The organism is Myxococcales bacterium (assembly GCA_022184915.1).
In the GTDB taxonomy this organism is placed as follows: domain Bacteria; phylum Myxococcota_A; class Polyangia; order Fen-1088; family Fen-1088; genus JAGTJU01.
Genome location: JAGTJU010000008.1, coordinates 21460 through 36955, shown reverse-complemented (window position 1 = coordinate 36955; position 15496 = coordinate 21460). Strand labels below are relative to the sequence as shown.

Sequence of the window (15496 nt, the reverse complement as noted above, 5' to 3'; positions counted from 1 at the left end):
CAAGAGTTTGACCGGGAACAAAAAGCCAAGCAGCGTCGCTACACCGAAGCCGCACGCGCCCGCAGAGCCGCAGCCCGCGAGGCGTCGACCCCCCCCCTGGACCGGGGCACCAACGGCGCCACGTAGCCGTAGCGGCTGGCGTAGCTCACCAGCCGCTGCGGCATGCTTTTGGCCCTGCACTTGCCCACAGCTGCACGTCGCCACCTGCCCTGGGCATGGGCCGTGCCCGCCGTGCATCTATGGACAAGTGGCCAAAACCCCGCCTCCGCTAATACCCCCTGACGCGCCGCATGGAGGACATTTCTAACTTGCAGAAAAGCGGACATTTCTACTTTGCGTTGACATTTTTGATGCGATAGGACGCAGTGTTTGTCCGTCCTATCCCCATCTAGGTGCGACCCTTGCCGCGGCCGGCTTTGGTGTATATACTTGTATCTACATGGCCAACGCAAAGCGATCAACCTCAACAGTCCAGCAGTGGGGGAACAGCTTGGCGGTTCGGATTCCCGCTGCAGTGGCGCGCTCGGCGCACTTCGAGATTGGCCAGCCAGTGGAAGTTGTTGCGGAAGAATCAACAGTTGTGGTGCGGTCTTTGGGGAAAGCCAAGCTCACCCTCGCACAGAAGCTAGCTGCCTTCGATCCAGTCAAACACGGGGGCGAGGTGATGGCTACGGTGCCACGCGGGAAAGAAGCATTGTAGTGGCTACGCCCAAAGCGTCCTGGTGTCCGGATAGACGAGACATGATTTGGATCGATTGCAATCCGCAGGCGGGAAGAGAAATGAAGGATATTCATCCTCTTGTGGTGCTTTCTCCGCGCGAGTTCAACCTGCGCACCGGGATCGTCATAGGATTGCCGATGACCACGGCTGCGTTCAATGAGACAAACCCGTTCGCCGTGCGATTCAAGGGCGCGACGGGTGTGACAAGCTACATTTTGGGGCATCAGCCTAAGTCGTTCGATTGGCGCGCACGCAATGCCAAACCGCATCCCTTAAAGCGGGTTGCACAGGAGCCCTTCGATGCGGCCTGCGACACGCTGGAGCAGATCATTGCGATCGGCCGTTAGGCGGCTGGGACGAACATGTGAGCCTGACCGCCGATAAAGCCCCGGCACCACGAACAGGTGATGCAGGCGCACCTCGGCAGCTTCCCGCAAAGCTGGCAGGACGATGCTAATGGTCGCTGCTTGCCTCGCCACGTGACCGCCGAGCTGCGTGAGTTCTATCGCCAAAAAGCCTTGGCAATTGAATTTGATTCTCATATTCGCTTGGATCGAAGCACAGGCTACCTTGCCACGCCTGACTCACTGCGAAGCTTCTCGGTTGTCTCAACGCACGCTACGGCGATAGGCCGTGGCCAGCGCGTCGGCGTATTCGTTCCAACGGTTGCCCGAGTGGGCGGCAATCCAGCGCAGCGACAATTCTTTGCGGCGCTGCACGATTTCGTAGAGCCGGCAGCAAGCTTAGGGCGCAAGGCGGCTTACGTTAGGGCCTGCCGCGAAATAAATAGGTTGACTTTATCTGCGAGGAGGATCTCCATTGGAGGTGCATGACCAAGGAACGATCGCGGCGTGAATCCGAGATACGGGATCGCTACGGCAAGATAAAGGGGAGTCTGACAGAGAGAGCTCGGCGGCTATTCGTGGCGAACGAGGCGATCGCTTTTGGCTACGGCGGCATTGTCGCTGCATCTCGTGCGACGGGTATGGCACCGAGCGTGGTGGGGCGCGGGATCGCCGAAGTACGGGCGATCGAAAACGGGACGGCGAGGCATTTACCGCCAACGCGAAGCCGTCGACCAGGCGCCGGGCGCAAGAAGGCAACCGAGAAGGATCCGAGATTGATTCCGGATCTGAAGAAGCTTGTAGAATCGACGACACGCGGAGATCCCGAGTCGCCGCTTCTGTGGACAGCTCGTAGCCAGCGCAATCTCGTGGAGGCGCTCAAGAAGCAGGGGCACCAAACGAGCATGAAGATGGTCTCAAGACTGCTCAAGGAGCTCGGCTACAGTCTCCAGGCGAATCGCAAGCGGCTTGAGGGCGCGCAGCATCCAGATCGAAACGCTCAGTTTGAGCACATCAACGAGACACTCCGTCGACAGCTCGAAACGAACGAGCCGGCGATCTCTGTGGACACGAAGAAACGAGAGCTTGTCGGACCGTACAAGAACGGCGGCCGCGAGCTCAGCGGGAAGGAAGATCCGGTCGATGTCAACGTGCACGACTTCGTCGACGACGAAAAGGGACGCGCCACACCGTACGGCATCTACGACCTCCAGAAGAACGAGGCGTGGGTCAGCGTTGGCGTGAGCCACGACACGGGGGAATTCGCGGTGCAGAGCATCCGCACCTGGTGGAGCGAGATGGGCGCCTCGAGGTATCCAAACGCGACCTCGCTCGTGATCACGGCGGACGGAGGTGGAAGCAACGGCTATAGGCTGCGCCTATGGAAGCTCGAGCTACAAAAGCTCGTCGACGACCTGCGCTTCCCCATCACCGTCTGTCATCTGCCTCCGGGAACGAGCAAGTGGAACAAGATCGAGCACCGCTTGTTTTCCTTCATCACCCAGAACTGGCGCGGAAAGCCTCTGGTCACCCATCAAGTCATCGTCAATCTAATCGCAGCGACGACGACGACGACCGGACTGCTCGTGAAGAGCCGAGTCGACAGTCGCACTTACGCCAAGGGTCGCCGCGTCTCGGACAAGGACCTCGCACTCGTGAATCTCGATCCCAACGTCTTCCACGGCGAGTGGAACTACACCATCCACCCGACCGTACCGACATGACGAGACGATCGACTTTTTTCGCGGCAGCCCCTAACGTAAGCCGCCTCGCATCCTCTGCCTTGCTGCCGGGCCGTAGCCTGCGCCCGCCAGCATGCCAAGCACCATCCCGGTGTCGGCCACGTTCATCTGGCACCCGTAGGTCTCCACGGACGCCAGCCGGCGGCTCACCAGAGGACGCGGGCGCCGCGGCCTCGGAGGGGCGGCGGATCTGCACGAGCGTGGACATGGGGAGGCGCCTCTGATAGCCGAAGTAACCCTTCGGAGCCAATCGGCCGGCGTTCGACCGGACCGCTCGTTGAGCCGACCGCAAGCGGTAACCTCGCGAATTTTTCTACAGGTTCTTGTCAGACAGGAAACACTTTGTCGCACCCGGACGTAAGAAAGATCATCGCTGTTAAGGTCGCCGCGCCTTCCCCTTGGGGAGCGATCACGAAACGACGTCAGGAAAGGTTACAGAATGCTTCGGCTGAAACAGATCGTGCTTGCGGTGCCCCTGCTGCTGTCCCCGCTGGTGGGATGCTCGGGATCCGATGGAGAAGACGGAATGAACGGTCCCGCGGGCCCCGCAGGACCCGTTGGTGGTGCGGGGCAAGCCGGACCTCCGGGTGACATGGGGGCGCCGGGCGCCGCTGGACCTTCCGGTGCCATGGGCGCCAGCGGACACTCCGGTTTGACCGTGCAGACCGTTCTCGCCACGGGGGACGCACACTGCTTCGACGGCGGCATCCGCTTCGACAGCGGCGCCGATGCCAACGGCAACGGACAGCTCGAGGCGACCGAGATCGTTTCCACGTCCTTCCTTTGCGCTCCCACCAGCGTCGACACCGGCAAGAACTTCAACCGCATCGCCGTGCTGCCGGTGTGCAGCCAGATCGACGCAAACTGCGATGACGATACGCAGACCGCCGCCGAAATCGTGGCCGCCTCCGCCGACGGCATGACCCTCATCTACTCGGACAGCCCCCGCAAGGTCGTGGGCTTCGTGGACATCACGGATCCGCGGGCTCCCAAAGCGGCGGGCACCCTGGATCTGGCGGGGGAACCCACGTCGGTGGCCGTGGTGGGCAACTACGCCCTCGTGGGAGTAAACAAGAGCGCCGGCTTCATGAACGTATCGGGCGAGCTGGACGTCGTCGACGTGACGACGAAGATGTCCGTGCGCAAGATCGATCTTGGGGGGCAGCCCGACTCGGTGGCCGTGAGCCCCGATGGCAAGTACGCCGCGGTCGTGATCGAGAACCAGCGTGACGAAGACCTGAACGATGGCGCCATCCCTCAGCTGCCCGCGGGCAAGCTGGTGGTGGTGAGCCTGGAGGGTATGCCCAGTGCCTGGACCACCCGAGACGTGGTGCTCACCGGTCTCGCTGGCATCGAAACCCCCACGGATCCCGAACCCGAGTTCGTGGACATCAACAGCGACAACATCGCCGTGGTCAGCCTGCAGGAGAACAACGGCATCGTGTTGGTGAAGCTGAGCGATGGCAGCATCGTGCGCAGCTTCAGCGCCGGCAAGGTGAACCTCACGGGCGTGGACACGAGGGACGACGGCATCATCTCGTTGACAGAGACGAAGATGGACGTGCCCCGAGAGCCCGATGGTGTGGCCTGGCTTTCGAAGGATCTCTTCGCGACGGCGGACGAGGGCGACCTGGCTGGCGGCAGCCGTGGTTTCACCATTTTCGATACCAACGGCAACGTCGTCTACAGCTCTGGTCGCGAGATGGACGTGATGGCTTCGCGCCTCGGGCATTATCCTGATGGCCGATCGGACAACAAAGGCAACGAACCTGAGAACGTGGAATTCGCGGTGTTCGGGAACAATCGCTACTTGTTCGTGAACTCCGAGCGTTCGAGCCTGGTGTTCGTGTACGACGTGGCCGATCTGAGGAAGCCGGTGTTCAAGCAGGCGGTGCCTGCCGGGATCGGTCCCGAAGGCGCCCTGGCGATCCCATCGCGCAACCTGCTGGTCGTGGCCAGCGAAGAGGATAGCCGCGAAGATCTCGTGCGGTCGGTCATCAACATTTACGCCTACGAAACCGCGCCCGCGGCCTACCCCACGCTGATCTCGAACGACCGGTTGAACGGAAACCCCATCCCGTGGGCAGCCATGTCGGGCCTGGCAGCCGATCCGATTCACGGAAACATGCTCTACGCCATCGAGGACAGCGCCTTCGAGGCGAACCGCATCTTCGCCATCGACACGGGCTTCCGGCCTGCGCGCATCGTTCGCGAAATTGCGATTCGCGACACGAACGACGTGTTCAAGGCGGTGGCGGCCGTGGATTTGGCTGATGCCACCGTTCCGGCGAACGACGCCACCCGCAAAGACGTCTTCGATGAGGCGGATCTGGCGGCCATGATCAACCCAGACAAGACGGTGAACATCGATCCCGAAGGCATTGCCGTGGCGGGCGATGGTGGCTTCTGGATCGCATCGGAAGGGGCGGGCACGGTCGGCGAAGCCGCGCGGCCGGTCAACACCCTGAACTTCCTGTTCAAGACGAACGCCAATGGCGTCATCGAGAAGGTGGTGAAGCTGCCGGATGCCATCAACGCCAAGCAGATCCGCTTCGGCTACGAAGGCGTGTCGGAACACGCTGGCAAGGTGTACGTGGCCTTCCAGCGGGTCTGGCAGGGCGATGCCAACGCGCGCATCGGCATCTACGATGTGGTGTCGGACACCTGGACCTTCGCCTTCTACCCGCTCGAGGCACCGGCTTCGGCCAACGGCGGCTGGGTGGGCCTCTCCGATATCAGCAGCCTGGGTGACGGCAGCTTCCTGGTGGTGGAACGCGACAATCAGGGCGGTCCCGACGCCGTCATCAAGCGGCTCTACCGGGTGACGCTGGCAGGCGTGGCCGACGGCGCCACCGTGACCAAGACGCTGGTTCGCGACCTGGTGCCTGATCTCAAGCGGCCGGCGGGCCCCGTCTACGAGAAGATCGAAGGCAGCGCGGTGACCCGCACCGGCGATGTCTGGATCGTCAACGACAACGATGGCGTCGACGACAACAGCGGCGAGACCCAGCTCATCAACCTGGGTCGGCTGCTGCCCTGAGAGGCAACGAGATAAAACGGATCACCGGCGTGGTGGGCCAAGGCTCCACCTTCGCCGGTGACCGAGGTTCCGTCCGGCGCTCGCGATCCTCCTGGGCTCGTCCCGTGCATCGGGGCGCTCGCCGCCCGCGGCTCGTTTAGACCTTCGGCACGTTGCCCTGTGCGACGTGTGCGGCGATGCGGGCATAGGCGTCGTTGAGGCGATGGCTTTCGTCGGCGGCCACCGCCCTGATCTTGGGACCCGCCTGCGTGTCCGGTCGGCGTCTCGCAGCATCTTGACCATCTGGTCTTCAGTGAATCTGCTCTTGCGCATCCTCGGGACCCTCCTAGTTTCGAGTCACCCAGAGGTTCTACAAGCAAAGCGCGCCCGTGTTTCCTGTTGCCATGGCGCGAAGCCGCAGATATTATCCGGCGCGGATAGCATCGTCACTGGATGCCGGAGGTGTTTGGAGTGTCAGATTCGAGTCGGATCCAAGCGGGAGCGCTTGGCGTGGGTGTGGCGAACGATTTGTGCGAGCCAGGGGTCATTGACGTGGTAACCGAGTGTTACCGGCGCGGCCTTTGTCAGTATCTGACGGTCTACGCCTACGAGAACTACTCCCGCGGTTTCATGGAGCGGCTAAAGGCCCAACTTCCCGCAGGATTGAAGTACGTTTGGCACGCCAGCGGGGACTTCGAGCTTCCCTTCGATGGTACGACGATCACGGCGAACTGGAGCAGAATCCATGAGATCGTCGACATCTGGCGGCCAGAGTGGGCCACCGAAGACGTCATAGTCACCAACTTCGCTCGCTCTCGTCCGCAAGGCCACCCCAACTACGTGCAGCCCTTCCTCACGGAGGAATGCCTCTCGGTTTGTATTCGACGGATGCGCGAGGTGAGCGAACGAGTACCGGTGTCGCTCTTCCCAGAGGTTCCGCACTTCTACATGCCCGGACCGGACGAGATGCACCTTTCCACGTTCTTCCGTTCGTTCGTGGAAGCCACGGGCGCAACGCTCAACTTCGATGTGGGCCACTTCTTCAGCTACAACCTGCTTCATCGACGCCCTCTCCTCGATCGCATCGACGAATTCCCCTTGAGTCACGTCGGAGAGATCAACACCGCCGGCGGCATGTTCGGAGATCCCGCCCACCTCACCTGGGTCGACGACTACACGGGTCCCCTCAACCCCATCACCGTCGAAGCCCTCCAACACGTGATTCCACGTTGTACAAACCTTCGCGCCGTATACACCGAGACAATCGGGGCAGAGCCCTGGGTCCTTTTCCACAACCTCGAGATCCTAAACGATCTCTTCCCGGCGGCGACCCGCGCCCGCGCCGCCTGACGCTGAGGCCACGCCATGAGCCTGGAGAATCTGCAGCGGCTCTTCAGTGAGCTGACGTTGGAGCGCATCGACCTCGACACCCTCGAGCGCTTGGCGAGGACCGAAAACGCGGCCGGCAGGGCTGGCCTCACGGGTCGCGAACTGGCCTCATTGCGCGCGATCGACTGGGAAGTGGCTCGTCGCGCGCTGGACGCACACCGTCGCATCGTCGAGACCACCTCCCGAACCCGATACGTCCGTGATCCGCAGACGGGCAAGCTTCTGCATGCCGAATATCCCTACCCAAATCCCATTGCCGCTCAGGAGAACGTGATGAGTCAGGAAAAGGAATTCAAAGTAGATCCACACCTAGGTGCTCTGGAGCAACCTACGAGATACCCGCCCCAGGACGCCTACAACCCCGCGGCCGTCCGTTGCGCACCCGCCATCGACCCGTCCATTTACAACCCGGCCGCCGTTCGTTGCGCGCCCGCCATCGACCCGTCCATTTACAACCCGGCCGCCGTTCGTTGCGCGCCCGCCATCGACCCGTCCTTCTACAACCCGGCCGCCGTTCGTTGCGCACCCGCCATCGACCCGTCCATCTACAACCCGGCCGCCGTTCGTTGCGCGCCCGCCATCGACCCGTCCATCTACAACCCGGCCGCCGTTCGCTGCGCACCCGCCATCGACCCGTCCTTCTACAACCCAGCCGCCGTTCGCTGCGCACCCGCCATCGACCCGTCCTTCTACAACCCAGCCGCCGTTCGCTGCGCACCCGCCATCGACCCGTCCTTCTACGCGGCTGCGGCGGCCTACCAGGCAGCGATGGCGACACCCAGTTTCCCCGTCATTCAGCTCCGCGGCGCTGTCCTCAAAGGTGCGGACCTCTCGAACCAGGATCTTCGTGGCGCCAGTCTGGCAGGCGCCGACCTGACGGAGGCCAACCTGAGCAATTCGGACCTCCGTGGTGCAAATCTCGATGGGGCCATCCTCACCGGAGCCAAGTTGGACGGGGTGAGGTGGAAGTGACGTGATCTCGATGCTCTCCGTGATCGGCCTTGGATTTGGCTCCGGAGATCAGCTGACTCTGCAAGGGGCGCGAACGCTGTCGGAATGCAGGTGGGTGGGACACTTCGGTTTGCCGCCCGTTCTGTCACAAAGGCTTCATCGATTGGCGCCAACGGCCATCAACCTCGACCAGGCTGTCTTCCGAGACGCCGGCCCCTTTGGAGTGACGGCGAAAGCCGCTCAGCTCGCGGTCTCTGCAGCACGGGCCCACGAGCGAGCGGCGGTCGCCGTGTTGGGTAATCCTAGCTTCGGCAACCCCTTCACTCCTGTGGCCGCGGCTGTGGCGGCGCAGCAGAACGTGACCTTCGAGGTGGTCGCCGCGCCCTCGGCGCTCGACAACTACGCAGGCCTTTTGGGCAACGATCTTCTTCGACCCGCCACGCTGATCGCAGACGCTCGCGACGTTCTCGATCATGGCTACCAGCTCGACCATCGCGTGTCTTTGGCGCTGTGGAACACAGCTTACGTGCCTCCGGGTGGCCGCCTTGCCCTGGCGACGCGCCTCATCCACACGTGGGGGGCCGACTGGACGGTTCACGTCTACCGCGCGGGAGCCGCGGCGCCACGAGATTCCCTACTTGCCATGCCCCTGGCACGGGACGATCTTTGGCTACGGGCGAACATCGAGGATGCGATGTTGTTGGTTCCCGCCCGACGTCATTGAGCCCACCGAAACACCCCAAACCAAGGAACAATTCGCATGCGCATCGCCCTCATCTCGATGCCCTGGCAGGATCCGCTAAGCCCATCGATTCAACTGGGAACCCTCAAGGCCTGGATGGAGCGACACCGTCCCGACATCGAAGTGGACACGTATGAGCTGTTCCTGGAGTTGGCTGATGCTGTCGGGATCCATTTGGCCAAGCGAATCTCGGTGAGCTGGGTCGGCGAAGCCCTGTTCGCCTACATCTTCTTTCCCGAGCGCGCGAACGCCATCGCCCACTATCTCGAATCGTCGCGAAACAGCGATCCAGCCTTCCGTGAGTTAGACTTCGGAAGCGTCATCGAGACCCTACGGTCGAGCCTGCTCGACAGGCTCGACCGGACTGATTGGTCACAATATCGGCTCGTGGGTTTCAGCGTGGTTTTCGCCCAGATGATTCCAAGCCTGCTCGCCGCACGCGAAGTCAAGCGAAGAGCCCCCTCCACGGACATCGTCCTGGGAGGTCCAAGCTGCACGAACCTGATCGGGAAGACTCTGCTAAAGGAGTTCCCATTTTTGGACTATGTCGTCAACGGTGAAGGCGAGAGTCCCCTGTTGAATCTGACTTCGGCTTTGGAGAAGACAGCCCCTGGCGAGACTGTGGAGGTCAAGGCGGTCGTACATCGCAACTCACCCGAGGCGGCCTTCGGCGAGGTTGACCAACTCCCAAACATGGCAGATCTACCTCCACCCAACTACGACGGATACTTTCGCACTCTGCGTTCCTGCGGCAACTCCCAGGAGGAAATCGGCCGCATCCGTATACCGGTAGAGACCAGCAGGGGGTGCTGGTGGGACCGAAGCCATGTCGACCCCATGCTGAGCTGCACGTTCTGCAATCTAAACCTGCAATGGCATGGGTATCGGGAGAAACCCGTCCAGCAGTCGATCGAAGATATCCGCGAACTCGCAAGAAAGTACGAGTGTCCCGATTTCACCGTCGTCGACAATATCCTTCGACACCGCGAAGCGGATGGGTTCATCGAGGCACTGACCGCGATCGGTGGCGGCCTCGACTTCTGGATGGAAGCGCGTGCGTCTGTACACCCCGACCAGATTCGACGACTCAGCCGCGCTGGAGCCCGTGTGGTGCAGTTTGGTATAGAAGCGCTCTCGACGTCTGTTCTCGAGAAGATGGTGAAGGGAACGACGACCTTACAGAATCTGCAGGCGATGAAGTTCTGTGAGCAATACGGCATCAAGAACACGGCAAACTTGATCGTAGACTACCCGGGCATGGACGAAGCAGACATCGCCGAAACACTGACGAACATCGCGTTCGCGCGAGGCTATAGACCGCTTGACATCGCCGACTTCTCGCTGGTGTATCAGGCACCAGCATACAAGGCACCAGAGACGTTCGGAATCCGCAACGTCCGCAACTATCACATGTATGGCATGCTCTTGCCGCCGGACCTGAACCAACGGCTCTTCCTGACCGAGAAGTCTTTCGACAGCGCCCAGTTGGACGCGCTTCGCCCCCTTTGGCGAAAGGTGAAAGAGGCCCTGCGGGAGTGGCGGAATCACTACGACTCACTGCGACCTCACGTGGAGGGAAACCTATTGCTTTCCATGCAAGACGGACGGGACTATCTCAAGATCCGAGACTTTCGCGGCAAGAATGCACGTTTTCACTGGCTGAGGGGCCCTGAGCGGGACGTGTACTTGGAATGTGAAAGGATCATCTCGATCGCCGAGCTGCGACGCAGATTCCCCGGCATCGAAGCGGCTGTCATGGACGAGTGGATCTCGTCTTGGATGGAGAACAAGCTCGTTTTCGTCGAGAAGGGCAAGCTCCTTGGGCTCGCGGTGCCCTGGGGGGCGATAGCAGAGGACCGGCAGATCGCGCCCAAAGCGGTCTCGAAACGAAGACTGGAAGTGGTGAATGCCTGAGCCGAAGACTGAGACCAAGAACATGTCCAAACGGCACGAGATCATCATTTGCGGCGCCGGGATGCTTGGCAGCCACCATACGACTTTGGAGACCGCTGACGTCGTCGCGAAGGCTGACGTCGTCTATCACCTCGTGTCGGGCGTGGAAGCTGTCGCTGCCCTTCGGCGTCTGAACGCCAACACGCGAAGCTTGATCGACTTCTATCGCGAAGGGGATCTCGACCTCGAGGTGTACGGTCGGATCGTTTCGTTCCTGATCGGGGAGGGTTTGCGCCACGCCTCTGTGGTTCTCGTCGTGATGGGTCACCCGTCCATCTACGTTTCACCAACACATCTTCTCGTCGAGCATGCCCCACAGTACGGCGTCTCGGTTCGGGTGCTTCCGGCGCTGTCTGCCATCGACACGCTCCTCACGACGATGCCGTTTGACATCGCCAACACTGGCCTTCAGGTTCTGGACGCCAACCGCATGGTCTCCTACGCCCTGCAACCAATGCGCAATGTTCCTTTATTGATCTTCCAAGTTGGTTGCTTTGGGTCGGGATTCATCACCCGCGTAACGCCGAACCATGCCGAACGGCTGCGGCCTTTGGCCGAGTACCTCATGGGGTTTTATCCTCCAGGTCACATGGTCGAGCTGGTCGAGTGCGAAATGGGTGCCCCTCACCGGGAGGTCAGAATCTCGATGCCGCTGGCGGCGTTGGCCTCCAGCGGCGACAAGATTACCTACAACACCACGCTCTTCGTACCCCCGTGCGAGCGGCTCCAGGTGCGAAACGCAGCCTTCCATGCCAATCTCGTGCGTCCAGGCGTGGTGAACCACCTGATCCGACAGGCTTGATGTGATGAGAGATCAAGCCCGCGAATTGAAGCGCTCTGCCGACGCACTTTGGGCCGAGTCGTGCGCCCGCTATCCTGGGAGCGAACTCGAGCGGCTCGAGGTATTCTTCGCCGTGGCCAGGGGTGAGGCTACCCCACCCGACCCAGGCCCTCAACGCGCCTTGCATTCCCGCCTGTACGTACCAGGGCTCACAGAGAGGCCTTGGTGGGATGCGCATGCCTTTCCGCTCGCGAGACGTCTCGAGAGCCGGTTCCCCCTCATTCGGGAAGAGGCGGTGCGGCTTCTGAGCAAGCCGTGGGTCTTCCGTTCACATCCGGGTCGATCTGGCAGCAGCCCGGCGAAAGACCCGCAATCGCCGCTCGAGGGTGAGTGGAGGGGATACTACCTGCAACGCCACCTTCGCCGCGTCCCCTCCACAGCGGCGGAGGCACCCGTTGCGCTGCGCACCCTCGATGAGGTTCCTCCCGCGCGCGAGGCGCTCATGTCCTTCCTCGGGCCTCACTCCCGGATCAAGGAACACAGTGACAAGGTGAATTTCGTGGTCACTTTGTACTTGCCCCTGTTCTCGGATGGAGCCTGGATCAGCTTCGGGGGTCAACGACGCACCTGGATCGATGGACGATGCATGGCCGCCGACAGCAGCTACTACCACGAGTCTGTCAACACGAGCGACGTTTGGAGAGGGCTCATGCTGGTGGATCTTTGGCATCCGGAGCTCAGTGAGATCGAGCGCACCGTTCTGGAACGAGCGGTTCCGCGTCTCAACGACGTTCTGCTGTGGGGTGCCCCCAATTGAGCTCCGTTCTGATTCTGGAAGGCGTCACGGGGGCGGGAAAGACGTCGGTTCTGCGCGCGATGGAGAGCTGCTTTTCCCATCGACCCTCGCTCATCCCAGAGGAGGACACACTTGGGGACCTGATGAACCAGGTGCGCAACCCCGCCTGGAGGGAGAGGCCCAGGTTTGAGGCCCTCGACGCGGTCCTCGCCAGAATCGAACGACACCGGGACGAAGGGGCGGCGGGGCTGCTCTTGGTTGAGCGGTTTCACCTGACGGCCTACGCCCTCTTTCCTCGGTGGGAACTTCTCGACCAATACGACGAGCGCCTCGAAGCGCTCGACGCCTCTCTCGTTCTGTTGACCTTTCCTTCCGAGCTTGCGGAGACACGTTCGATAGAGCGCCCCGACAGGCTGGAGTGGGCCCAAGACATGGACGCATGGTACGGCTCCCGAGAAGCTGCAATCGAAGCCGTCCGCTGGTCGCAGGCGCACCGATGGGACGGACTAAAGAAGACACGCCTCCCCTTCTTGCACCTAGATACCCGTCGCCAGGATTGGTCCCGTTACGCACGCGCGATCAAGGCCTTCGTCAAACCGCCAGGAGCTGTCAAGTGGACGTAATGCTGCGTGAGTTCGGACGATACGTGGCCGACCTCGAGCGGACGGATGCTTACGGCCGCGCGATCCGGGAGCAAGTCAGAAAGGGCGACGTGGTCGTCGACGTGGGGGCCGGATTCGGACTGCTCTCGCTGCTCTGTGCCCGGGCCGGGGCACGACGCGTTTACGCCATCGAGCAGGGCACCTACTGCGAGCTCGGGCGCGCCATCGCGCAAGACAACCAGTTGGCCGATCGAATCGTGTGGGTCTCTGCAAACTCCCTCGCCGTCGACCTGCCGGAACGCGCTGACGTCGTCGTCTCGGAACTATTCGGACAGTTTGCGCTCGAAGAGTTCGTCGTCGAGTACCTTCACGATGCACGTCGCCGTTTTCTCAAGCCTGGCGGCCGCATGATCCCGCAAGAACTTGCGCTCGCGCTGACCCCGATCGAGCACGAAGGGCTGAGGCACAGGTTGCTGCCTACGCATGGGCAGTGCTGGACCAACGTCGCTGGTTTCGATCTTCGCCGCCTACAGCAAGCGGTGCTGGTCAACGAGGCATCGCCCTACGTGGTCGAAGCCTGTCGACAGGCCCGGGCCTTGGGACCGACCGTTCCATTCATGCACTTCGAGCTCGGCGAATCGACCAGCGGCAGGTTTCTTCGAAGGGTTGTCTGCCCAATTGACAGGCCGGGTGTTCTGGACGGCATCATGGGCACCTTTTGGGCGAGGCTGTCTCCCAGCGTCGAGCTGTCGACGGCGCCGAATGCGCCTCCCACTCACTGGAGCCAAGTCGTGTTTCCGAAGCTTCCTCGCACAGTCGTGGACCCAGGCGATGTTGCCGAGGTGGAGATCGGGTTTCATCCAGGTGGACGCTGGTCGTTTGGACTGGTCGAGTTGCGGGGTCATGGGGATGTTCGGCGACAGCCCGGGCTTCGAAGCGCGCTTTGCAGTCACCGTTGAACGGAGCACGGAGGCGCCCCTTGGCCAGCGTTCCCTCCCGGCGCGGGCACGTTGTAAAGAAACCTACTCTCGCCCGGAACCGGCTGGCCGCACTCGAGTCGACCGGGGTGCACCGTTCCGAGAGCGGGATCTTGCGGGGCGGGCCAGGCAACCACGCCAGTGCGTTCGGGGCATGAGTCGGGGTCGAACGCGCTGTACGACAGGGTGACCTTCGCTCCACCATCACCTGGCACCGTTCGAGCGTACTCGCTTGTTTTGCGGCTGGCAGCCGCCTAACCTCGGGTCATCATGTACGTAGCGTCGACCCTCCGTTCTACGTCTTGGTTGCTCGGCCTGGCCCTTCTTTCAGCTCTTGGACCCGCCTGCGACGACAGCGAAGAAAAAGCCTGCACTCGCACCACCCGAATCTGCGAGTGGAATGAGATCACGCAGCAGTTCGATAGGAACTGCAAGTACGAGCCCGCCTGCGGCGCCGACGCCGCGGTCGATGGATCCTCATCGGGCGGTGACGCCCCTGTCGACGGGTCGATGACCCTGAGCTGCACTGATCGCAGGGACGGCTACACAGCCGTCATCTCAGCGGCCAAGAGCTGTCAGGCGGCCGCCGACTGCCATGTGCTCTACGGCCACTGCGGAATCGGGTTGGGCGGGTGCTATGCCCTGGTCAACAAGAGCCTGACGCAAGCGACCCTCGACGACCTTGCCACGGGGTATCAGGAGGCCAGCTGCGGCGGGCCCGTGTGCGACTGCGCGCCTGCGCCCCCTGTCGACTGCATCCAAAGCCAATGCGCCAATCCTTGCCCCGAAGAAGTCCTGCCGAACTGCCCGCGAACCTGCGGCGCTGCCGACCAACCGGGGACGGCCTGCACGGCGGGCGACGTGTGTGGCAACGAGATCGGTAATGCTTGCACGTGTGCCAATGGCAGCTGGGCCTGCACCGTGCATCCGCCCTTGGGTTCGGGATGCAACCTGGTGTGCGTGCGGCGCTCACGCCCGTGAATCTTCGTCATGAGCGCCGGCCCTCAGAGCCGAACAGCGGCGTTGCGTGGCGGCTCGGCGTTCTCCGAGGCTGTCCCGGGCTGCTGGTTGTGGTGACGAGGGCGACCCCGGAGGGAAGCTCGATGGGGGCGGCTCATTCGGCGGCCATGCTGTCCTACGTGGACGGGTGCAACAAATAGAACCTCGGGCAGGGCTGGACGGGCAACGCCTTCGCACCTGGTGGCTGCTGCAACTGGTGGCTGGTGGGTGACTCCACCGCGGACAAGAAGGTGGGCTTGCCGGGCAACGTCGGGGTCTTTGCGGGCAGCGGTGCCTACGCCGAGTTCGAGGACTGCGTAACCGCGAGCAAGCTCCTGCCGCCGGTCACGTACGAGCACCCCGGTGGGAAACTGGGGATCTGGCTGCAAGACTCGAACTATCCGGACAACGTCGCGGGTCTCGACGGGCGCAATCCCAAGTGGAGCCTCAAGCGTCTCGGCGCTTGCGACTGAGGCTGGG

15 protein-coding genes are annotated in these 15496 nt (G+C 62.2%); 14 read left to right on the top strand and 1 reads right to left on the bottom strand.

The window, feature by feature from the left end:
* Positions 1-439: 439 nt before the first annotated feature.
* The 3 genes from KA712_23715 (at position 440) to KA712_23705 (ending at position 2789) form a co-directional block, all read left to right on the top strand.
* The gene (locus KA712_23715) at positions 440-700 is read left to right on the top strand and encodes an AbrB/MazE/SpoVT family DNA-binding domain-containing protein (GenBank protein MCG5055975.1); all 261 of its coding nucleotides are present in this window, start codon (positions 440-442) and stop codon (positions 698-700) included.
* Positions 701-741: 41 nt separating this feature from the next.
* Complete coding sequence (locus KA712_23710) at positions 742-1068, top strand: type II toxin-antitoxin system PemK/MazF family toxin (GenBank protein ID MCG5055974.1); 327 nt, start codon at positions 742-744, stop codon at positions 1066-1068.
* 482 nt (positions 1069-1550) lie between these two features.
* Positions 1551-2789: an ISAzo13 family transposase gene (locus tag KA712_23705; protein ID MCG5055973.1), complete on the top strand. Its 1239-nt coding sequence runs from the start codon at positions 1551-1553 to the stop codon at positions 2787-2789.
* A 30-nt stretch (positions 2790-2819) separates the two neighbouring features.
* Here the strand turns inward: KA712_23705 and KA712_23700 are convergent, their stop codons facing one another.
* Positions 2820-2957: a hypothetical protein gene (locus KA712_23700; GenBank protein MCG5055972.1), complete on the bottom strand. Its 138-nt coding sequence runs from the start codon at positions 2955-2957 to the stop codon at positions 2820-2822.
* A 289-nt stretch (positions 2958-3246) separates the two neighbouring features.
* On the opposite strand from KA712_23700, the gene KA712_23695 reads away from it, so the two are divergent.
* The 11 genes from KA712_23695 to KA712_23645 all read left to right on the top strand — a co-directional run bounded on the left by KA712_23695 (position 3247) and on the right by KA712_23645 (position 15489).
* Positions 3247-5847: an esterase-like activity of phytase family protein gene (locus KA712_23695; GenBank protein ID MCG5055971.1), complete on the top strand. Its 2601-nt coding sequence runs from the start codon at positions 3247-3249 to the stop codon at positions 5845-5847.
* 450 nt (positions 5848-6297) lie between these two features.
* Complete coding sequence (locus KA712_23690) at positions 6298-7176, top strand: DUF692 family protein (protein ID MCG5055970.1); 879 nt, start codon at positions 6298-6300, stop codon at positions 7174-7176.
* Positions 7177-7983: 807 nt separating this feature from the next.
* The gene (locus KA712_23685) at positions 7984-8187 is read left to right on the top strand and encodes a pentapeptide repeat-containing protein (protein ID MCG5055969.1); all 204 of its coding nucleotides are present in this window, start codon (positions 7984-7986) and stop codon (positions 8185-8187) included.
* A gap of 1 nt (position 8188) precedes the next feature.
* Positions 8189-8890 (top strand): hypothetical protein, encoded by a 702-nt coding sequence (locus KA712_23680; protein ID MCG5055968.1) that lies wholly within the window; start codon positions 8189-8191, stop codon positions 8888-8890.
* A gap of 36 nt (positions 8891-8926) precedes the next feature.
* Entirely contained in the window at positions 8927-10822 is a 1896-nt protein-coding gene (locus KA712_23675) for a B12-binding domain-containing radical SAM protein (protein MCG5055967.1), read from the top strand.
* Between the two features lie 22 nt (positions 10823-10844).
* Positions 10845-11663, top strand: a complete 819-nt coding sequence (locus KA712_23670) for a hypothetical protein (protein ID MCG5055966.1) — start codon at positions 10845-10847, stop codon at positions 11661-11663.
* 4 nt (positions 11664-11667) lie between these two features.
* Positions 11668-12459 (top strand): aspartyl/asparaginyl beta-hydroxylase domain-containing protein, encoded by a 792-nt coding sequence (locus KA712_23665; protein MCG5055965.1) that lies wholly within the window; start codon positions 11668-11670, stop codon positions 12457-12459.
* Positions 12456-13061, top strand: a complete 606-nt coding sequence (locus tag KA712_23660; protein MCG5055964.1) for a chloramphenicol phosphotransferase CPT family protein — start codon at positions 12456-12458, stop codon at positions 13059-13061. The genes KA712_23665 and KA712_23660 overlap by 4 nt, the downstream gene beginning before the upstream one ends.
* Complete coding sequence (locus tag KA712_23655; GenBank protein ID MCG5055963.1) at positions 13061-13999, top strand: 50S ribosomal protein L11 methyltransferase; 939 nt, start codon at positions 13061-13063, stop codon at positions 13997-13999. Before KA712_23660 ends, KA712_23655 begins: the two co-directional genes overlap by 1 nt.
* A 288-nt stretch (positions 14000-14287) precedes the next feature.
* On the top strand, positions 14288-14998 hold the full coding sequence (locus tag KA712_23650) for a hypothetical protein (GenBank protein ID MCG5055962.1): 711 nt from the start codon (positions 14288-14290) through the stop codon (positions 14996-14998).
* A 242-nt stretch (positions 14999-15240) separates the two neighbouring features.
* Complete coding sequence (locus KA712_23645; protein MCG5055961.1) at positions 15241-15489, top strand: hypothetical protein; 249 nt, start codon at positions 15241-15243, stop codon at positions 15487-15489.
* Positions 15490-15496: the final 7 nt, after the last annotated feature.